Annotated in this window: 20 protein-coding genes; 14 read left to right on the top strand and 6 right to left on the bottom strand. The window is 40.7% G+C overall.

What is annotated here, in order from left to right:
* Positions 1-31: 31 nt before the first annotated feature.
* Both H5115_RS12235 and H5115_RS12240 read right to left on the bottom strand, forming a co-directional pair.
* On the bottom strand, positions 32-1042 hold the full coding sequence (locus H5115_RS12235; RefSeq protein WP_182755515.1) for an RDD family protein: 1011 nt from the start codon (positions 1040-1042) through the stop codon (positions 32-34).
* A gap of 152 nt (positions 1043-1194) precedes the next feature.
* Positions 1195-2280 (bottom strand): alkene reductase, encoded by a 1086-nt coding sequence (locus H5115_RS12240; protein ID WP_182755517.1) that lies wholly within the window; start codon positions 2278-2280, stop codon positions 1195-1197.
* A 180-nt stretch (positions 2281-2460) separates the two neighbouring features.
* On the opposite strand from H5115_RS12240, the gene H5115_RS20225 reads away from it, so the two are divergent.
* The 3 genes from H5115_RS20225 to H5115_RS12250 all read left to right on the top strand — a co-directional run bounded on the left by H5115_RS20225 (position 2461) and on the right by H5115_RS12250 (position 3829).
* The gene (locus tag H5115_RS20225; RefSeq protein WP_259396389.1) at positions 2461-2880 is read left to right on the top strand and encodes a hypothetical protein; all 420 of its coding nucleotides are present in this window, start codon (positions 2461-2463) and stop codon (positions 2878-2880) included.
* A 54-nt stretch (positions 2881-2934) separates the two neighbouring features.
* Positions 2935-3237, top strand: a complete 303-nt coding sequence (locus H5115_RS20230; protein ID WP_259396390.1) for a hypothetical protein — start codon at positions 2935-2937, stop codon at positions 3235-3237.
* 67 nt (positions 3238-3304) lie between these two features.
* Entirely contained in the window at positions 3305-3829 is a 525-nt protein-coding gene (locus H5115_RS12250) for a CIA30 family protein (RefSeq protein ID WP_182755519.1), read from the top strand.
* Positions 3830-3850: 21 nt separating this feature from the next.
* Here the strand turns inward: H5115_RS12250 and H5115_RS12255 are convergent, their stop codons facing one another.
* From H5115_RS12255 to H5115_RS12270, 4 genes are all read right to left on the bottom strand, one after another.
* The gene (locus H5115_RS12255) at positions 3851-4387 is read right to left on the bottom strand and encodes a hypothetical protein (protein WP_182755521.1); all 537 of its coding nucleotides are present in this window, start codon (positions 4385-4387) and stop codon (positions 3851-3853) included.
* Positions 4388-4530: 143 nt separating this feature from the next.
* The gene (locus H5115_RS12260) at positions 4531-5007 is read right to left on the bottom strand and encodes an FKBP-type peptidyl-prolyl cis-trans isomerase (RefSeq protein ID WP_039489326.1); all 477 of its coding nucleotides are present in this window, start codon (positions 5005-5007) and stop codon (positions 4531-4533) included.
* A gap of 2 nt (positions 5008-5009) precedes the next feature.
* Positions 5010-7439, bottom strand: coding sequence for a Lon protease family protein (locus H5115_RS12265; RefSeq protein WP_259396391.1), 2430 nt, complete (start codon positions 7437-7439; stop codon positions 5010-5012).
* A 77-nt stretch (positions 7440-7516) separates the two neighbouring features.
* Entirely contained in the window at positions 7517-7975 is a 459-nt protein-coding gene (locus H5115_RS12270) for a zinc ribbon-containing protein (RefSeq protein ID WP_149594549.1), read from the bottom strand.
* Between the two features lie 175 nt (positions 7976-8150).
* Between H5115_RS12270 and leuS the strand changes: the two genes are divergently transcribed.
* From leuS to ybeD, 11 genes are all read left to right on the top strand, one after another.
* Positions 8151-10739 (top strand): leucine--tRNA ligase, encoded by a 2589-nt coding sequence (leuS, locus tag H5115_RS12275; RefSeq protein WP_182671327.1) that lies wholly within the window; start codon positions 8151-8153, stop codon positions 10737-10739.
* 1 nt (position 10740) lies between these two features.
* A complete protein-coding gene (lptE, locus tag H5115_RS12280) occupies positions 10741-11232 on the top strand; it encodes an LPS assembly lipoprotein LptE (RefSeq protein ID WP_010554703.1) in 492 nt (163 codons plus the stop codon).
* Positions 11232-12269, top strand: coding sequence for a DNA polymerase III subunit delta (holA, locus tag H5115_RS12285; protein WP_182755524.1), 1038 nt, complete (start codon positions 11232-11234; stop codon positions 12267-12269). The genes lptE and holA overlap by 1 nt, the downstream gene beginning before the upstream one ends.
* Positions 12270-12290: 21 nt before the next feature.
* The gene (gene nadD / locus H5115_RS12290) at positions 12291-12926 is read left to right on the top strand and encodes a nicotinate-nucleotide adenylyltransferase (protein ID WP_182755526.1); all 636 of its coding nucleotides are present in this window, start codon (positions 12291-12293) and stop codon (positions 12924-12926) included.
* Between the two features lie 55 nt (positions 12927-12981).
* The gene (gene rsfS / locus H5115_RS12295; RefSeq protein ID WP_002958523.1) at positions 12982-13299 is read left to right on the top strand and encodes a ribosome silencing factor; all 318 of its coding nucleotides are present in this window, start codon (positions 12982-12984) and stop codon (positions 13297-13299) included.
* 37 nt (positions 13300-13336) lie between these two features.
* Entirely contained in the window at positions 13337-13807 is a 471-nt protein-coding gene (gene rlmH / locus H5115_RS12300) for a 23S rRNA (pseudouridine(1915)-N(3))-methyltransferase RlmH (RefSeq protein WP_002958522.1), read from the top strand.
* 9 nt (positions 13808-13816) lie between these two features.
* Positions 13817-15685 (top strand): penicillin-binding protein 2, encoded by a 1869-nt coding sequence (gene mrdA / locus H5115_RS12305; RefSeq protein WP_182755528.1) that lies wholly within the window; start codon positions 13817-13819, stop codon positions 15683-15685.
* Positions 15682-16788, top strand: a complete 1107-nt coding sequence (rodA, locus tag H5115_RS12310) for a rod shape-determining protein RodA (RefSeq protein WP_002958520.1) — start codon at positions 15682-15684, stop codon at positions 16786-16788. Before mrdA ends, rodA begins: the two co-directional genes overlap by 4 nt.
* Positions 16788-17552, top strand: a complete 765-nt coding sequence (locus H5115_RS12315; protein WP_182755530.1) for a septal ring lytic transglycosylase RlpA family protein — start codon at positions 16788-16790, stop codon at positions 17550-17552. The genes rodA and H5115_RS12315 overlap by 1 nt, the downstream gene beginning before the upstream one ends.
* A gap of 99 nt (positions 17553-17651) precedes the next feature.
* On the top strand, positions 17652-18815 hold the full coding sequence (locus H5115_RS12320) for a serine hydrolase (RefSeq protein ID WP_182755532.1): 1164 nt from the start codon (positions 17652-17654) through the stop codon (positions 18813-18815).
* 174 nt (positions 18816-18989) lie between these two features.
* Complete coding sequence (gene ybeD / locus H5115_RS12325; RefSeq protein WP_002958517.1) at positions 18990-19268, top strand: DUF493 family protein YbeD; 279 nt, start codon at positions 18990-18992, stop codon at positions 19266-19268.
* Positions 19269-19270 lie beyond the last annotated feature (2 nt).

Consider the following 19270-nt stretch of genomic DNA (forward strand, 5'->3'; position numbering starts at 1 on the left):
CTATAGTTTAATTAAATTATGTTAATTGGAGTTAGTCCTTCACTGCTTCTTCTACCGTTTCCACATTTACAACTTGATTCAAGTTACCTTTAATAACCACCGTCGCTGATATTTTATCTTGAATGGCTTGCCTGTTTGGGTCCCAGTATATCTGTAAAAAGCCCAATAAGCCCGTTGCAAAGCCTGCACCGTAGCCGCCGTAGCGACCAAAACAATCTAATAAACCTAATGGCTCACCGCTTAGAGCGACAACACGGATATTACAAACCTTTTTACCCGGCGTTTGGCCGCGCCAAAGTAACGAGAACAACGTAAAGTAAACAGCAGCCCAGCCAAAACCTAAGCCCAAGTCTTGAATAATGCCTTTGCCCCACTGCAAAATACTATTTGTGCTTGTTTGTGCAGGTTTTTCTTCTATTAACTGTGCAGGCTTTATTTCGTTATTTTCACTGAGTACTAAAAGTTGTAAAAGTACGGTAGCAAGTTGTGGGCTTTGTAGGTCGTCCATTTCTGCTAATTTGGGAACTTGCCCAATTAAATTATCAAACGCGTTTTGTTGGCAAGGTTGCTCACAGCTGTCATCGGCTGTTTGCGCTAAATAAGTATTTACCCGTTGTTTTTCTGTGGAGGAAAGCTGAATTTCATCTTGTATTTTTACGCCCTGAACAGCTAAACCTTGATCAGCGTTATCGTCTTCTAGGTAATCAATGCCAATTGAAAGCACAGTAAGTGCACTTACAAATAAAATACTTGCTGCCGTTATTTTTAATATTCTTCGCCACACATTCGACATTTTTGGAAGGTATTGCTGTGCCGTACCTTTATAAAAAGCCATTGCAGCAACAAATGCTATTAGAGCAGCGCTAAGCTTGGCTGCTAAAAATATCAGTGCAACATCAATAATAATCGCTAATGCACGCTGAATAGGTGTAGCTAAAGGCAAGCCCAGTAAAGCGCTGTCAATTTTAAAAGCGTAGGGTGTAATAACTTCTCGGGTTTCAGAATTTGATAATTCTAATTGTTCTATCTCTGTGGCTTTCATTTATTTTCTTGTTATTAAAATAGGTAACCCGGTTAACTTACGCGTTTTTTATTTTTTGCTCAAGGTAAAGCTATTAGAATCAATGCACAAAAAAGGGCTGCATAAAATGCAGCCCTTCATGTTTTTACTCAATGTTAATTACTTACTAGCAATTATACCTTTGGATAATCGGTATAGCCTTGTTCTTCGCCACCAAATAAGGTGTCGGGGTTGTGGCTGTTAAGAGGCTTGCCTTGCTTTAAGCGTGCTGGTAAGTCTGGGTTTGATACAAACGGGCGACCAAAGCCAATCATGTCGGCCCAGCCTTCGCTAAGTGCGTTGTCTGCGCGCTCTTTGGTGTACTTGCCTGCGTAAATTAATACACCACTGAAGGCTTTGCGAATCGATTTTTTAAACTCAACACTCATTAAAGGTGCGTCATCCCAATCGGCTTCGGCTATATGCATGTAACCTACACCGGCTTTATTTAATGCCTCAGAAACCGCTAAATAAGTTTCCTCAGGGTTTTCGTCTACAGTGCCATTAAGAGTTGTTAACGGGGCTAGTCTTACGCCTACTTTATTGCTACCAATTTCGTCGCTAACAGCATGTACCACTTCAATTAAAAAGCGTATTCGGTTTTGCACACTGCCACCATATTCATCGGTGCGAGCATTTGACTCTGAGTCTAAAAATTGATTAATAAGGTAACCATTTGCAGCATGAAGCTCTATGCCATCAAACCCTGCATTAACTGCATTTTTAGCTGCTTGGCGAAATTCGCCTATGACATGCGTAATATCTCGTTTGCTCATTTCGCGTGGGAGTTGGGTGTCTACAAACCCCGGTGCGCCGTTTGTATCTACAAATACTTTTACGTCTTTTGCAGCAATGGCCGAGGCTGAAATAGGCTGCACGCCACCGGTGTTGTCACTATGAGTTACACGGCCAACATGCCAAAGCTGAGCAAACATAACGCCACCAGCGCTATGTACTGCGTTGGTTACTTTACTCCAGCCTGCAACTTGCTCATTTGAATAAATACCCGGAGTCCAAGCGTAACCTTTACCAAGCTCACTAATTTGTGTGCCTTCGCTTACAATTAGCCCGGCACTTGCGCGCTGTGCGTAATATGTTGCCATTAAGTCGTTAGCTATATCGCCAGGCTGCGTTGAACGCGAGCGAGTCATTGGGGGCATAACAATACGGTTTTTTAATGTTTTACCTGCAAGTTCTATTGGTTCAAAAAGTAATGTCATAATGCCTCCTAAGTTTGATTGCGCTCATAATAACGTAACCAAGCACATGCAAAAACAACAAAAACTGCAAAATAGTTTTGTTGTATCTGCAATAAAGCCACAAAGTAAAACACATTAACTTTAGGTGAACTAAATGTATTTTATTGACTCTTAACAGCACTATTAAGTTGAGGGTTTGATGTGAATAAAGGGAATGCATGGCCGTGGGTTATCTCGTTGTGTATACACGCTATTGTGTTGTACTTTTTGTTTTCGCAATCTATTAAAGTTGCGCCGCCAAAGGAGGAAAAAAACGCAATAATACAGGCCTATGTTACGGTTAATTTAGCAAGCCTACCTAAGCTAAGCTCAGTTGTTACAACAACCAATGCGCCTGATATAAAACCTGTAAACACTAAAACTGATGCACCAAATTCAGCGACCTCTAACACTACACCTATAAAAAAAGATTCTACAAAAGCCAAAGTAAAGGTGGCTAAAAAAAAGCAAGCCAAAACCACCACGTTACCAAAGGCACAAACAGAGCTTAAAAAAGAGCCTGTAAAATCTGTTGACCCCGAGTTAGCTGCGCCTTCAGAGCCTACAACAAAGGCTTCTTAAACATTTAAAAAGCTAAATCCATACGCGCCGCTATTTGGCTCTCCTGTAAATAATATGACTCATAAAAGAATGATCTCCTTTGGTGAAGATAAAAGCTCTGGAAGTGATGAGATAAACAATAAGCTCATTATTAAAACGCCAATAAAATCGGATAATTCAGAAGTTATTAGCCAAAATACAACAGGCACACCGCGATTAGAAAAATTTAACGGTAAATGCTATTTAATTGATACCTCGACCGTATTTGGTAGTAATGGCATGCCTCAAGGTAGCGGTAAACCCTGCCCTGAGGATAAAACTGATAAAGAAATTATGTTTGAAAAAATCATGAAAAAATGGAGCCATAAAAATAATTAGCTTTAAATAAGTGAACAAATAATATGTTTATCCGTATTGGTAGGCTTAAAGTACCTAGGAGTAAGCCATGATCACCAAACAACTATCATCACTTTTTGTATTTAATTTATTAGTAGTAAGTGCACAAGCTAATGCAAACCAGCGCTGGTATGTAGTTAACGATTCCGTAATGGGCGGTGTATCTAATAGCCAAGTAACACAAACTCAAGAAAGTTTGCTTTTTATAGGCAATGTTTCGCTTGATAATAACGGCGGTTTTGCATCAATACGTACTGAAATTGACACACAAGGTCAAAATACTAAAACTGTAGCGCTGCGTGTTAAGGGCGACGGACAAACCTATCAGCTTAGGCTCAGAACTACCAATTACCTTGATGGCGCAGCGTATACCCACTCGTTTAAAACAGTAAAGAATGAATGGATAGATATAAACTTTGCTCCGAGTGATTTTACTTTAACGTATCGCGGCCGCGTGCTTGAGCAACAACCGATTATTGATTTTGATGATATAAAACAGCTAGGCTTTATGATTGCAGGCAAGCAAGAAGGTCAATTTAAACTTGAAGTGAGTAAAATTGAGTTTAAAAGCTAACCCACCAGCTTTTTGGTGGCGCTAAATAGTATAGTCGTCGCCCCGCCTCTTTATTTCACTAATAACCAGTTCAATCATTTGTTGCTTTATTGCCGCTTGCTCTGATTTTAACTCCCCTAATTGCAGCTCTAACATATCTATTTGATCTTGCTGTTGCGTGTTTTTATATTTTTTTGCACCTAGGTGGTCAGCATCTAAAACTGAATTTGCATCACTTTTATTTAGCTCATTGGCGCTGCTATCGATGGTTAAACTTCGCTGTGCTGGGCTTTGTTTAAGTTTGTTAATTTGTTCTTGCAGTGCAATAATTCGCCCGGTGAAGTGCTTGTATACTTTTTCTAGGTTTTTATATTGATTGCCAAACGTAGCGTTATCTTCACTATATTCTTGCGCTTTGGTATCTAAAAACTTAGATAACACATATTTTGGCTCTTCTTCTCCCTCTTCCTCATTCTTTTCACCACTCGCTTTTTCAACAGGTAGTTTATCTGATTGCGCTAAAGTTTGAGCATTTGAGCTGTGTACTTGGTATGAAATAGGAGCCAGTGAAATCTTCATTATTTTGTCCCTAAAATAGCTTTTTAACTATTATGGATATCGACCTCGTATTAAAATCCTTGAGTAAATTTTATTGTTAGCTAAAAGCAAAAAGCCCCACTTTATTAAAGTAGGGCCTTAGTAGTTTATTACTTCAAATAAAATTACGACTCAATAGCCAGTAACTCTACTTCAAAAATAAGTACTGAAGCAGGAGGAATACTCCCTACACGTTTTTCACCGTACGCTAATTGGTGCGGCACATAAAAGGTGTATTTATCGCCTGGGCTCATCAGTTGTAAGCCTTCAGTCCAGCCTTTAATAACTTGGTGTAAACCAAAGCTAATAGGTGTTTTACGCTCTACTGAGCTGTCAAACACCGTGCCGTCGATTAGTGTGCCGTGGTAATGCACGTTAACCATACTTGTTGGGCTTGGTGTGTTTTCACTCTCACCTTTGTGTACTATTTTGTACTGCAAGCCAGAAGCTGTTTCTACTACACCTTCTACTTTTGCGTTAGCGGCTAAGTAATCTGCCCCTATTTGTGCATTTATGCCTGCTTGTTGTTTTGCTTTTTTACTATTTTGAAATATTAAAAAACAAAAAATGGCGATAACCACCGCCAAAATTATATTGATCATTATTAACCTTTTTCGTTATCTAGTTCTTCGTCTTTTTCGTCATCGTTATCGTTATCGCCATTTACTATGTCGGCAATTTCTTTAAGGCGAGCAAGCGCAATTCCGTTTACTGAGTTTTCTGGATACTGGTCATCAATAATATCGCCAGCTTCTATATCCATTAACAGGTTAAGCGCTTGGTCTACGGTTTCAACTGCGTAAATATTAAATTTACCCGCCTCAACTGCATTAAGTATTTCGTCATCAAGCACTAAGTTAACTTGGTTTGATTTAGGGATGATAACGCCTTGCGAACCTGTTAAACCACGCATTTTACACAGTTTAAAGAAGCCTTCTATTTTTTCGTTTACGCCACCAATAGCCTGTACATCACCATGTTGGTTAATAGAGCCCGTAAGCGCAATTGATTGGCTAATAGGTAGGCTTGTAATAGACGAAATAAGCGCACACAACTCAGCCAGAGATGCACTATCGCCATCTATATAACCGTAGCTTTGCTCAATAGCGATATTAGCGCTAAGCGTTAAGCTAAAGTGCTGTGCGTATTTATTACCTAAATAACCGGTAAGTAGCATTACACCTTTTGAGTGAATTGCTTTACCCAGCTCGGCTTCACGTTCAACATCTATTACACCATCGGCGCCAGCATAAACCGTTGCTGTAATACGCGCAGGGGTACCAAATGAGGTATCGCCAATGTGTAATACGGTTAAGCCATTTACTTTACCAATGGCTTGGCCGTCGGTTGCAATAAGTGTATGACCTTCTTTTATATCGCTTAGCATGTTTTCACTAATTTGGCCGGTACGGTATTGCTTACCTTCAATGGCTTCATCAATATGATGCGCATCTATAACAGTTAATTTATCTTGTTTTGCGTAATAACTTGCCTCTGCAACTAATTCAAGTACATCAGCAAAGCGCGCAGAAAGCTTATTGTGATGCTCTGCTTGGCGGTAACTAAACTTAAGTAAGCGCACCATAGCGGCTTGCGTGGCAGTACACTTTAATGTTTGCTCGCAGTACTCGGTAACTTTAGTTATAAATTGGTACTGTAATTTATCGCTACTTGGTAAGTAGTAATCAAAGTCAGCTAATACTCTAAATAACTCTGCAAACTCTTCATCGTATTCACCTATGGTGTAATACAGTTCGCGCGAGCCTAATAGAATAATTTTTACATCAAGCGGTATAAGTTGCGGGCGAAGTGTAAAACTACTGCCTACTGAGCTATCTTGATACGGTAAGTCGTTTTTAATTTGATGCGTTTTAAGCGAAAGTTTTAAACCATCCCACACTTGAGGGTTAGCCATTACTTTTTCAGCATCCATAATTAAATAACCGCCATTAGCACGGTGCAATGCTCCTGGCTGAATAGAACGATAACTGGTAATTAAAGACCCTTGCGATGTGGAATACTCAATTTTACCAAATATATTACCAAATGTTGGATTGGGCTCGTAAACCACGGGTGCTGCATCGTCTTCTTTAAACTCAACTAAAATATTAGGTGCAAAAAAGTCGGTAAGCATGCCTTTACGATCAAAGTCTTCTTTGCTTTCTTCGCTTTCGTCTTCATCATCGAGCCATTCAAGTACCGCGTCTATAATTTCAACGCGTATATCTTTTAAATAACGCAGTACACCAATGTGTGTCGCGTACTTATGCTCTAAGTCTTTTAAAAGTGGTTTAGTGGCTTGCTCTGCAGTCGACTTTTTAAGATTACGCTGTTTTTCTTTTGATTCGCGCTTCCAGCGTGGCAGCTCAATTAACGCTTCTATTAATGCATCTTCTAGCTTTTCAATTTTTTCAAAAAACTCTTCGCGTAACGTTTCTTCAAGTTCGCCAAATTCGCTATCGCTTAATTGTTTACCATCTACAAGCGGTGCAAACCCAACTGAATTTTTTTCTTCGACTAATGCAACACTTTGCTCAAATGCCGCAATTTCTACTGCGGTAATAGCGCTGTCGTAGGCATCGTTAAATTCACGGTCGATTGATTTTTTTTTGCGTTGATATCCTGGGTTATCAAATGCAGCAGGAAATGTGTCGAGTACTTCATCTAAAAATGAATCTATGTCGTCACTAAGTTGCTTGCTTTGCCCTGCGTGCATAAACAGCGCAATAGGCTCTCTGTGGTCATCGTAATTATTTACGTATAACCATTCGTTTGGGGTTGGGCGGTCTTTTGCATGTTGCTTAAGTTTATCTTTAACAAGCGTAAAGCGCCCATGGGCAGCCTCGCCCATTACATAAACGTTGTAACCAGGCAGTTCCATTCCTAAAGAGAAATCTAAGGCACTTTGGGCGCGTTGTTGGCCTATAAATGTTAGTTGCTCGGGGTATGGATTGCTCATACACGTATGTACGTGATTAGTAGAAATACTCGGTGCGAGCTTTGAAACAGATAGTGGCAGCAATTTTTTCGTCATTCTAACTTCTTTTTTTACCAACATATTCGCTGGCCTTTGGGCGTATTAAGTGGCCCGCAGCCACTTAATACTTATATTTAAGGGTGCAGCGCCTTACGACTAAAATAGATTCCATCACATTCAATACACGGTGTAATTTGTGTCGCGTGATAAACATCGTAACTATGAGTGCAATTCTTACATACTAATGTGCCCATGGCTATCCATTCGCCTGCGTGATACACACCATTGTGCTTAAAATCTTGACTAAGAGATTGCCACTCAAGCTGGGTTTTATCTTCTATATGCGAAAGCTCAAACCATAATGATTCTTTAAGCTCTTGCCATGCAAGCGAATTATAGTGCGATTCGTTTTCTTGGACATGTTCTATATCGCGCTGTAAATAACTTTTATATAAAGCGTATCTTTCTTGCCCTAAATCTTTAAGTGCCTGCTCAGATTCAACAAATCGAGTAACTGCGCCTTTTACTTCATGATCTTTTACATCTTTTAGCCATTTGGTTAAATCGCCAAGCCATGTTTTATAATCTGCCATTTTTTACTCCTTCAAAATTGCTGTTAAATCACCCTATAACTTAGATAAGTATAGGTTAACCTGAACTGAAGGTTAGAATTTATCAAAACCGCGTTTTTGACGCTGTGAATAGCACTTTATTTGGGGTATCCTAATGGCAATTTTTTATTAGTTTGCAAGAAGTCTGGAACCATAGATGCAAGAGCAATATAACCCGCAAGATATAGAGTCAAAAGTACAAAGCTACTGGGAAGAAAACCAGGTATTTAAAGTCACTGAAGATGAGAGCAAAGAGAAGTATTATTGCCTTTCTATGTTCCCTTATCCGAGTGGTCGACTGCATATGGGTCATGTACGTAACTACACCATTGGTGATGTTGTTTCTCGTTTCCAGCGCCTGCAAGGCAAAAACGTAATGCAACCTATGGGTTGGGATGCGTTTGGTTTACCTGCAGAAAACGCTGCTATTAAAAACAAAACAGCGCCAGCTAAGTGGACATACGAAAATATTGATTACATGCGTACACAGCTTAAGCAATTAGGTTTTGGTTATGACTGGGATCGCGAAATTGCGACGTGTCATCCAGAATACTATAAGTGGGAGCAGTGGTTTTTCACTAAGCTTTACGAAAAAGGCTTAGTGTATAAAAAAATGTCTACGGTTAACTGGGATCCAGTGGATCAAACAGTACTCGCTAACGAGCAAGTTATTGATGGTCGCGGTTGGCGTTCAGGCGCTGTGGTTGAGCAAAAAGAAATTCCACAGTGGTTTATTAAAATTACCGACTACGCACAAGAACTACTTGACGATTTAGACAAGTTAGAAGACTGGCCAGAGCAAGTTAAAACAATGCAGCGCAACTGGATTGGCCGCTCTGAAGGGTGTGATATTGAATTTAAACGCACCGATAACGACGAAACTTTTAGCGTATACACAACTCGTCCAGACACCTTTATGGGTGTTACGTATGTTGCTGTTGCTGGTGGTCACCCTATTGCACAAGAAGCCGCTAAAAATAGCGATGCTGTTGCAATGTTTGTTGAAGAATGCAAAAACACCAAAGTTGCCGAAGCAGACATGGCAACAATGGAGAAAAAAGGCATAGCAACAGGCTTTTACGCAACTCACCCATTAACGGGCGAGCAAGTACCAATTTGGGTCGCTAACTTTGTATTAATGCATTACGGCTCAGGCGCTGTTATGGCGGTACCTGCACACGACCAACGCGATTTTGAATTTGCAACGGCTTACGGCCTAGATATTAAACAAGTAATTGCACCGGTTGAAGGCTCAGATCTTGAAGTAAACCTTGAGCAAGAAGCATTTACCGACAAAGGTGTACTTGTAAATTCAGGTGAATTTGACGGTCTTGATTTTGACGCTGCGTTTAAAGCTATTGCCGACAAGCTTGAAGCACTCGGTGTTGGGGAGCGTAAAGTAAACTTCCGTCTACGTGACTGGGGTGTGAGCCGTCAGCGTTATTGGGGTTCTCCAATCCCAATGCTTAGCGACGAAGAAGGCAAAGAACTTGCAGCAACAGAAGATATGCTACCAGTTCGCTTACCAGAAGATGTGGTAATGAACGGTGTAACGTCACCTCTTAAAGCAGACCCAGAATGGGCTAAAACAACAGTAAATGGCGCACCTGCGTTTCACGAAACTGACACGTTTGACACCTTTATGGAATCATCTTGGTACTACGCACGCTACTGTAGCCCACGCTACGACGAAGGCATGCTAGATCCAGCGGCTGCTAACTATTGGTTACCAGTAAACCAATACATTGGTGGTATTGAGCACGCTATTTTACACTTATTGTACTCGCGATTTTTCCATAAATTATTACGTGACTTTGGTTTAGTAAATTCAGACGAGCCGTTCGACCGCTTACTTTGTCAAGGTATGGTGCTTGCTGAAACATTTTATCGTAAAGATGAAAAAGGCGGCGATGTATGGATTTCGCCAAGCGATGTAAATACCGAAACCGATGACAAAGGCCGCGTAACTAAAGCATGGCATAAAGAAGATGGTGAGCCGGTATTCTCATCTGGCATGAGTAAAATGTCGAAGTCTAAAAACAACGGTATAGACCCACAACAAGTAATTGCCCAATACGGTGCAGATACAGTGCGTTTATTTATGATGTTTACAGCACCACCAGAGCAAACGCTTGAATGGTCAGACTCAGGTGTTGAAGGCGCACATCGCTTCTTAAAACGTGTATGGAAATACGCAGTAGATGTTAAAACAGTAGGTTACCAAGTACTTGATAAATCAGCGCTCACTAACCCGCAAAAAGTACTACGTCGTGACTTACACAAAGCAATTGCTAAAGTGACTGATGATGTTGAACGTCGTCAAACCTTTAACACCGCTATTGCAGCCATTATGGAGCTTTCTAATAAGTTATTAAAAGCACCACTGAGCGACAAACAAGATGTAGCGATTGCTAACGAAGCACTTGAAGCATTAGTTATTATGCTTGCACCTATTACTCCGCATTTATCACATGAGCTTTGGAAAGAGCTTGGTAAAGAAGGCGAGATTTTAGATGCAGCATGGCCAAAAGTTGATGAGTCGGCACTTGTTGAAGACGAAAAGTTAATTATTGTCCAAGTAAACGGCAAGCTTCGCGCTAAGTTAACAGTGGCAGCTGATGCCACTCAAGAGCAAGTAGAAGCCCTTGCGTTTGCAGAATCTAACGTAACTAAATTTACGGATGGCGCAACTATTCGTAAAATCATTTACGTACCAGGTAAACTACTTAACGTGGTAGCTAACTAATATGGCTGCATTTAACGCCATTAAAAATGGACTAGCCTTAGTGCTAGTCTGTTTTTTGTTATCAAGCTGTGGCTTTCATTTAAAAAAAGCCTCTAGCTTGCCTGATAACTTAAAACAGCTAACACTTGTAGGCGATGATGAAAAATCGACTTTATTTACTGAGCTTAAAAAAGAGCTTAAAGCGAGTAACGTAGAGCTTGTATCGTCAGCTAAAGATAAAGCCCAATTGTATTTACGCAAAGAAAGCATTGAACGCCAAACACTTTCGCTGTTTCAAAATGGTCAGGTTGCTGAATACGAACTTGCTTATGGCGTGTCGTATGTAGTTAAACGCCCAGGCGAAAAAGCGATAGAAAAACGCTTTGAGCTTTATCGTAATTACCAAGACGATCCTGATCATGCATTAGCTAAAGCAAAAGAGCTTGAGCTACTCATTAGCGAGATTCGTGAGCAAGCCAGTCGTCGTATTGTTAGAGAGCTGTCGCAACTATAATGCGCTGCTACGCTAATCAACTACCGAGTGAATTAAATAAAGGGCTAAAGCCCTTTTATTTAGTATTTGGTGAAGAGCCTTTTCAAGAAGCGCAGTGCGTGCAACAAATTCGCGACTGTGCTAAGCAACAAGGTTTTGATGAAGTAATTAAGTTTACTTTAATGCAAGGATTAGATTGGCAAGAAATCATAGCCCAGTATCAGAGCATGTCGCTGTTTAGCGCGCGCACTATTATTGAGCTTGATTTAAACCAACAAAAGCCAGGCGTTATTGGCAGCAATACCTTTAAAAAAGTAGTTGAACTGGTTAATCCCGATACTATTTTAATTGTTAAAGGCGCTAAAGCCAGTCAAGAAGTACAACGTGGTGCGTGGTTTAAAGCCCTTGATAAACTAGGCGTGTTCGTACCTTGCTACCCACTTACGGGCTCTCATGTAAAACGATGGCTTGATGAGCAATGCCAACGTTTATCACTTAATATGCAAAGCGACGCCAAAGTAAGCTTAATAAATGCCACCGAAGGCAACTTATTAGCCTGTTTTCAGGAGCTTGAAAAGCTCTCGCTACTGCACGGCAATGCATTAATTACTCAGCAACTAGTTATGCAAGGGCTGTTAAATCAAGCCAAGTTTGATATTTTTGATTTAAGCGATGCACTATTAAATGGCCACGCTAAACAAGCTATAAAAGTACTAAACAAACTTGCCAGCGATAACACCGAAGTGGTGAGTATTTTGTGGGCTATAACCAAAGAGCTTAATACACTTATAAGTATGCAACTTGGTTTATTAAATGGCGAACCTATAACAAATTTATTTAAACAAAAAGCAATTTGGAAAAACCAACAAGGTCCAGTTCAAAACGCAATTAACCGTTTAAATATGCACACACTAGAACAAATAAACAGTGATGTTGCGTTGTTTGATGCCAGTTACAAGCAAGGTAATTTAATTGCACCTTACCAAGCGCTTGCTCATATTTGCATTAAATTTTGCCAGCCGCTCAACATTCCTATGCCGTGCCACGCGGTTAATTAATAAATAACTAATGGGTGTTAAATGATCGCAATTTTTGGTGGCACTTTCGACCCCGTCCATTTAGGCCATCTAAATATGGCGCAGCAATGCGTTAATGCGTTTAATTTGGATACGCTTTATTTTATGCCCTGTGCATTACCTGCACATAAAGCAGCTCCGGGTATTAGTACGCAGCACCGAATTAATATGCTCAACGCAGCTATTGCACCTTATCCTCATTTTGAACTCGATTTAAGAGAACTTAACCGAGCTGGTCCATCGTATTCACTACTTAGTTTGCAAGAACTTCGTAAAGAGCACCCCACTACGCCTATTTTATTTTTAATTGGAATGGACTCATTTAACAACCTAGATAAGTGGTTTGAGTGGAAGGCAATAACGCAGCTTTGTCATATTGTGGTGTACCAGCGCCCTGCTCAACATTGCACTGTAAAAGGTGAGCTCAAAAGCTATATGCAACACGCAAATGCTGGCGAAGTCGCGACACTTAAACACTCACTTGCAGGTAAACTTTATTTTTTACCGGGTGAAATGCTCGATGCAGCCTCAAGTACAATTCGCAAGCAGCTAAAAAAAAGTAATAAAAAGAATGAACTATTGCCCGACGCAGTGAGTCATTACATAGAAGTGCATCAGCTCTATCAAATTGATGCTTAAAAACTCCTAGCGTGTTAAAATGCGCGCCATTAAATTTTTAAATTGAGACAAAACCTTGGATTCAAAACAACTACTCGCCTTTGCTATGGACAAAATTGACGATATGAAAGCGCGTGACATCGTTCATATTGACGTAACTGAAACATCAGATATTACAGATTACATGGTAATTTGTTCTGGTACTTCTAAACGCCACGTACAGTCAATTGCCGATCACTTAGCAAAAGAAGCGCGTCATGCAGATTCAGAGCCACTAGGTTATGAAGGTGAAGGCGACGGCGAATGGGCACTGGTTGATTTAGGTGATGTGGTTGTACACGTGATGCAAAACGAAGCACGTAGCTATTACGATCTAGAAAAACTGTGGGGCTAAACGCTCACTCATTTTAGACAATGCTTGGAAGTAATACGTGAAAATACAAATGATTGCTGTTGGTACTAAAATGCCAGCATGGGTAGAAACGGGATTTGCAGAATATCAGCGCCGTTTCCCTAAAGATATGGCGCTAGAGTTAATCGAAATTCCAGCCGGTAAACGTGGTAAAAATGCAGATATAAAGCGTATTTTACACATTGAAGGTGAAAAAACATTAGCAGCTATTCCAAAAGGCAATCGTATTGTAACGTTAGAGGTAACAGGGAAAGCACTGGATACTCACCAACTTGCTAAAAATATGGAAAAATGGCAACTCGATGGCCGCGATGTAAGTTTACTTATTGGCGGACCTGAAGGACTTGCTCCAGAGTGTATTGCAGCGTCTGAGCAAAAATGGTCGTTATCTAATTTAACATTGCCGCATCCTTTGGTGCGTATAATTGTTGCAGAGAGCCTTTACCGAGGCTGGAGCTTAAATAACAACCATCCTTATCATCGCGAGTAACCCCTTGCCATGCTAAAACATAGACCCACTATTCGTGACCACTCCGCAGAAGCAAACTTATTTGCTAGGCGAGCATTCGTGGGTTTTGTTTTTGTATTAGGATTAGTCGCAGTATTGCTTTCTAATCTTTATACTATTCAGGTCGAAGATCACCAAGACTACCAAACCCGCTCCAACGATAACCGCATTAAAGTTATTCCTATTGCACCCAACCGTGGTTTAATTTACGACCGTAACGGTGTGCTACTTGCAGAAAACAAACCTGTTTACAACCTTGAGGTCATCCCCGAAGAGGTAGACGACCTTGACGAATCGCTTGATCAAATAAGTAAAATAATTGCGATTACAGAGCAAGACAAACAAGACTTTTTAAAAGATATAAGACACACCCGTCGTTTTAAATCACAAGTATTAAAAGCCCGCTTAGACGAAACAGAAGTGGCGAAGTTTTCGGTTAATCAACATAAATTCCCTGGTTTTAGCATTGAGGCACGCCTTGCACGCTACTACTCATTTGGCGACACACTAACGCATGCGCTCGGTTACGTTGCCAAGCTTAATAGAAAAGAGCTAAACCAATTAGAACAAGAAGACCGTGCAACCAATTACCGCGCCACACATGATATTGGCAAACTCGGCATAGAGAAATATTACGAAGAAACACTGCACGGTAAAGTAGGCTCACAACGGGTAGAAGTTAATAACCGTGGCCGTGTAATACGCACCCTGAGCATGACCCAACCGCAACCAGGTAGCGACTTAGTACTGACTTTAGACGTTGGCTTGCAACAAATAGCACAACACGCGCTTAAAGATATGCGCGGCGCTGTTGTAGTTATGGACGCCAAAGATGGCGGCGTGCTGGCACTTTATTCAAACCCAAGTTACGATCCAAACTTATTTGTACACGGCATTAGCAGCAAAAATTATAAAGCGCTGCTTAACCAAGACCGGCCATTAATAAACCGTACTACGCAAGGTCGTTATGCGCCGGCCTCTACTGTAAAGCCTTTAATGGCAGTATTAGCGCTTGAAGAAAATATAGTAAATGAGTCAACATCAATGTGGGATCCTGGCTTTTTTCAAATTCCAAATGTTGAACATAAATGGCGAGATTGGAAACGTTGGGGCCATGGTCATGTAGATGTATATAAAGCGATTGAAGAGTCGTGTGATACCTATTTTTACGATGCGGCTTATCGATTAGGCATTACTAAAATAAGCGATTTTATGGCCCGTTTTGGCTACGGTGATTTGTCAGGTATTGATATTCACGAAGAAACTACGGCTATTCTACCTTCAAAAGAATGGAAAGAAGGACGCTTTAAAGAGTCTTGGTGGCGCGGTGATACTATTTCGGTAGGCATTGGCCAAGGTTACTGGACTGCCACACCTATTCAAATTGCAAATGCAACTAACATATTAGTTAATCGTGGTATTAATCATCCCCCTCATTTGGTGCAAGTGATAAAAAAAGATAACGACATAACGCAAATTAACAACGAAGAAAAACCCCCTGTTATTTTAAAAGATCCGCGCCATTGGCAGGTATCGTTAGATGCAATGCATAATACAGTACAAAAAATATCAGGCACAGCCCACAAAGCATTTAAAGGGACTAACTACGACTCGGCTGGTAAAACCGGTACCGCGCAAGTAGTTAGTATTGCCCAAGGTGAACGCTACGATGCAAAATCTCTTAAAGAGCGCCAACGCGATAATACAATTTATGTTGGCTTTGCACCTTATAGCGATCCTAAAATTGTGGTTTCTGTTGTGTTAGAAAACAACCACGGCGGCATTCAAATAGCTCGCCAACTTATGGATTACTACTTTGCAGCCAACCCTGTTAATCTTGCAAGGAACGAGACACCATGACCGCTTTGCACGATAAACGCTCTATTTGGATGCGTATGCACCTAGACCTACCGCTGCTTATTGCACTACTTATAATGATGGCTGGCAGCATAATGGTTGTTTACAGCGCAAGCGGGCAAGAGTCTTCTATGATGATTAGGCACATGACCCGCATGGGCGGTGCGATTGTTGCTATGATTGTTTTAGCCCAGTTTTCGCCTGCCACGTTAAAGCGGTTAGTGATCCCACTTTATTGTGTTGGGTTATTAATGCTAGTCGGTGTACTTTTATTTGGTGTAAGCTCAAAAGGCGCGCAGCGTTGGCTCAATTTAGGGGTGACACGGTTTCAACCTGCAGAATTAATGAAGTTGGCTGTCCCGATGATGGTAGCTTGGTATATAGGTAGAAACCACTTACCACCTCGCCCGCTACATTTAATTATTGGTTTTATGATTGTAATGCTCCCTACATTATTAATTAAAGAACAACCCGACTTAGGTACCGCTATACTTATTGCAAGCTCAGGTATATTTGTATTATTTTTGTCTGGGTTGAGTTGGCGTTTAATAGGGTTTTTAAGCTCGATTGTAGCGCTTGCTGCATGGCCATTTTGGCACTACGGTATGCACGATTATCAAAAACAACGTGTACTCACCTTTTTAGATCCTGAGAGCGATCCGCTTGGTTCGGGTTATCATATTATTCAATCGAAAATTGCTATTGGATCAGGCGGCATAGAAGGTAAAGGCTGGTTGCTTGGTACACAATCGCAATTAGAGTTTTTGCCAGAGCGCCATACCGACTTTATATTTTCGGTTTTAAGCGAAGAATTTGGCTTATTCGGCGTATGTGTTTTACTTAGCCTGTACTTATTTATTATTGGCCGTGGTTTATACATTGCTGTTAATGCACAAGATGCATTTGGTAAATTGCTCGCAGGCGCACTCACCCTCACCTTCTTTGTGTACGTATTTGTAAACATAGGCATGGTATCGGGTTTATTACCTGTTGTAGGCGTACCTTTACCACTGATTAGTTATGGTGGTACATCGATGGTGACGTTAATGGCAGGATTTGGCATTATTATGTCAATCGCGACAGATAAAAGGATGCTTTTAAAATAATGCGACACACTAATCAGCTTATATTTACTACATTATTAATTTTACTTTTAAGTGCTTGTAGCAGTGGCTCTGGTAGTCGCTATAGCATGCGCCACGATGCAGCACCACTTAGAGCCCCTACTACACTTGAGATGCAAGACGCTATAGTTACTGAAACCACTAAAAGTGCTAGCGCTAGCCGCCCATACACAGTGCTTGGTAAAAGCTATTCGCCCATGCTTGATGAGACGGGTTATAGTGAGGAAGGCATTGCCTCTTGGTATGGTCGTAAATTTCATGGTTATCACACCTCAAATGGTGAAACGTATGATATGTTTGCCATGACCGCAGCGCATAAAACGCTGCCACTACCTAGCTTTGTTAAAGTAACCAATACAGCAAATGGTAAATCGGTAATCGTACGCGTGAACGACCGTGGCCCATTTCATGACGATAGAATAATTGATCTTTCGTACGCAGCCGCTTATAAGCTTGGCTACTACACCCATGGTACAGCAAAGGTTAAGCTAGAGGCCGTTACGCTTGCGGGCGCAACTGCGCGTCAAACCTATATTCAGGTAGCTGCAGGTAGTACACTTGCTAATATTGAAGCACTTGCCAGCACATTGCGAGAGCAATACAAATTACCAACAAATATTGTGCAAAAAGACGATATTTACAGACTGCATTTAGGGCCAATAAAAGATACCCCTCATGCAAACGAAGTATTAAAAAAATTAAAAGAAAATCAATTTCAAAACGCGTTCTTGCTTTACACTCAGTAAGACTAATACCCAAACTACCCCAGGATGCTCGCATCTTGGGGTGGTTTGGGTATAAAATGGCGTAACGCGAATCTTTAACTTTAACCATTAATGAGTATGATGAAATCTATTAAATATAAAATCCTCAAAGGTGTATGCGGCCTAGTTTGTACAGCCGCCGTATTCTCAGCCAGCGCCCAAATTATTCCGGCACCACCTCAAGTTAATGCGAAAGGTTATTTTTTAGTCGACTTTACAACAGGTAAAGTTATTGCTGAAGGTGAAGCCGATACACAGCTAGCACCTGCAAGTTTAACTAAAATGATGACCAGTTATGTAATTGGTACTGAAATTAAAGCAGGTAATATTGCCACTACCGATATGGTAACGGTAAGCGAAAAAGCATGGGCTAAAAACTTTCCAGAATCTTCAAAGATGTTTATTGAAGTAGGTAAACAAATTAGTGTTGATGAGCTTAACCACGGTATTATTATTCAATCAGGTAATGATGCATGTGTAGCAATGGCTGAGCATATTGCTGGAAGCGAAAGTGCATTTGCTGATTTAATGAATGCCCATGCTGCTAAATTAGGTATGAGCAACAGTCACTTTATCAACAGCCACGGCCTTGATACTGACGAGCACTTCACAACTCCACGCGATATGGCGACACTTGGTGCTGCTCTTATTCGTGATGTGCCAGATGAATATGCACTTTATAAGCAAAAATCGTTTACTTACAACGGCATTAAGCAATATAACCGTAACTCATTATTATGGGATGAAAGCTTAGATGTTGACGGCATTAAAACAGGGCATACATCAGAAGCTGGTTACAGCCTAGTTACCTCAGCAACTAAAAACGATATGCGTTTAATTGCTGTTGTTATGGGTACCTCAAGCGAACGAGCTCGTAAAGTAGAAAGTAAAAAGCTACTTAACTATGGTTTCCGTTTTTATGAAACAATTACTCCGTACAAAGCAGGCGATAGCTTTGCAGAACAACGTATTTGGATGGGTAACAAAGAGAACGTATCTTTAGGTATTTTAGAAGATACACCAATTACTATCCCACGTGGTCAGCATAAAAACCTTAAAGCTAACTTTGAGCTAGATAATACGCTTGAAGCACCACTTGCTAAAGGTACTAAAGTAGGTACGTTATTCTTACAACTAGAGGGCGAAGATATTGCTCAATACCCACTAGTTACACTTGAAGAAGTGGAAGAAGGCAGCTTCTTTAGCAAAATTTATGATTACTTACGCTTACAGATCATGCAGTAATTTATATCTCCCCTATTAACTAGGTAACTAATTTAAACGTCTCCACTGTGAGGCGTTTTTTTTTGCTTGAAAAATGTTAGAATGCGCCCCATATAAGCAAGACTGCTAATTGCCTATCTGTATTAAGCTTCAAGCTTGCATAGAGTCCACACTTTTGTATGAGGAGTCACCGTCGTGGTTCAACCTGTTAAAGATACTAAATTTGATGAGTACCTAGAGTACCCTTGCCCATTTACATTCAGAATAATGGGTTTAGCTAACGTAAACTTAACTGATCAAATTTTAGCTAAGTTACAACCAATAGCACCTGGCGATTACGCCCCTAAAGTAAAACCAAGCAGCAAAGGTAATTACGAGTCAGTAAGCCTTGTAGCAACAGTTACTAGTGGCAAACACATTGAAGAAATTTACAACGTGATCAGCAATATTGATGACGTACGCCACATGCTTTAATC

It is taken from the genome of Pseudoalteromonas sp. SR44-2 (genome assembly GCF_014163745.1).
Lineage (GTDB): Bacteria > Pseudomonadota > Gammaproteobacteria > Enterobacterales > Alteromonadaceae > Pseudoalteromonas > Pseudoalteromonas distincta.

Excerpts from the sequence above, each read along its gene's own strand:
- H5115_RS12235 (WP_182755515.1), bottom strand. The coding sequence starts at position 1,042 with ATGAAAGCCACAGAGATAGAACAATTAGAATTATCAAATTCTGAAACC.
- H5115_RS12240 (WP_182755517.1), bottom strand. The coding sequence starts at position 2,280 with ATGACATTACTTTTTGAACCAATAGAACTTGCAGGTAAAACATTAAAA.
- H5115_RS20230 (WP_259396390.1), top strand. The coding sequence starts at position 2,935 with ATGACTCATAAAAGAATGATCTCCTTTGGTGAAGATAAAAGCTCTGGA.
- H5115_RS12250 (WP_182755519.1), top strand. The coding sequence starts at position 3,305 with ATGATCACCAAACAACTATCATCACTTTTTGTATTTAATTTATTAGTA.
- H5115_RS12255 (WP_182755521.1), bottom strand. The coding sequence starts at position 4,387 with ATGAAGATTTCACTGGCTCCTATTTCATACCAAGTACACAGCTCAAAT.
- H5115_RS12260 (WP_039489326.1), bottom strand. The coding sequence starts at position 5,007 with ATGATCAATATAATTTTGGCGGTGGTTATCGCCATTTTTTGTTTTTTA.
- H5115_RS12265 (WP_259396391.1), bottom strand. The coding sequence starts at position 7,439 with ATGACGAAAAAATTGCTGCCACTATCTGTTTCAAAGCTCGCACCGAGT.
- H5115_RS12270 (WP_149594549.1), bottom strand. The coding sequence starts at position 7,975 with ATGGCAGATTATAAAACATGGCTTGGCGATTTAACCAAATGGCTAAAA.
- leuS (WP_182671327.1), top strand. The coding sequence starts at position 8,151 with ATGCAAGAGCAATATAACCCGCAAGATATAGAGTCAAAAGTACAAAGC.
- lptE (WP_010554703.1), top strand. The coding sequence starts at position 10,741 with ATGGCTGCATTTAACGCCATTAAAAATGGACTAGCCTTAGTGCTAGTC.
- holA (WP_182755524.1), top strand. The coding sequence starts at position 11,232 with ATGCGCTGCTACGCTAATCAACTACCGAGTGAATTAAATAAAGGGCTA.
- nadD (WP_182755526.1), top strand. The coding sequence starts at position 12,291 with ATGATCGCAATTTTTGGTGGCACTTTCGACCCCGTCCATTTAGGCCAT.
- mrdA (WP_182755528.1), top strand. The coding sequence starts at position 13,817 with ATGCTAAAACATAGACCCACTATTCGTGACCACTCCGCAGAAGCAAAC.
- rodA (WP_002958520.1), top strand. The coding sequence starts at position 15,682 with ATGACCGCTTTGCACGATAAACGCTCTATTTGGATGCGTATGCACCTA.
- H5115_RS12315 (WP_182755530.1), top strand. The coding sequence starts at position 16,788 with ATGCGACACACTAATCAGCTTATATTTACTACATTATTAATTTTACTT.
- H5115_RS12320 (WP_182755532.1), top strand. The coding sequence starts at position 17,652 with ATGAAATCTATTAAATATAAAATCCTCAAAGGTGTATGCGGCCTAGTT.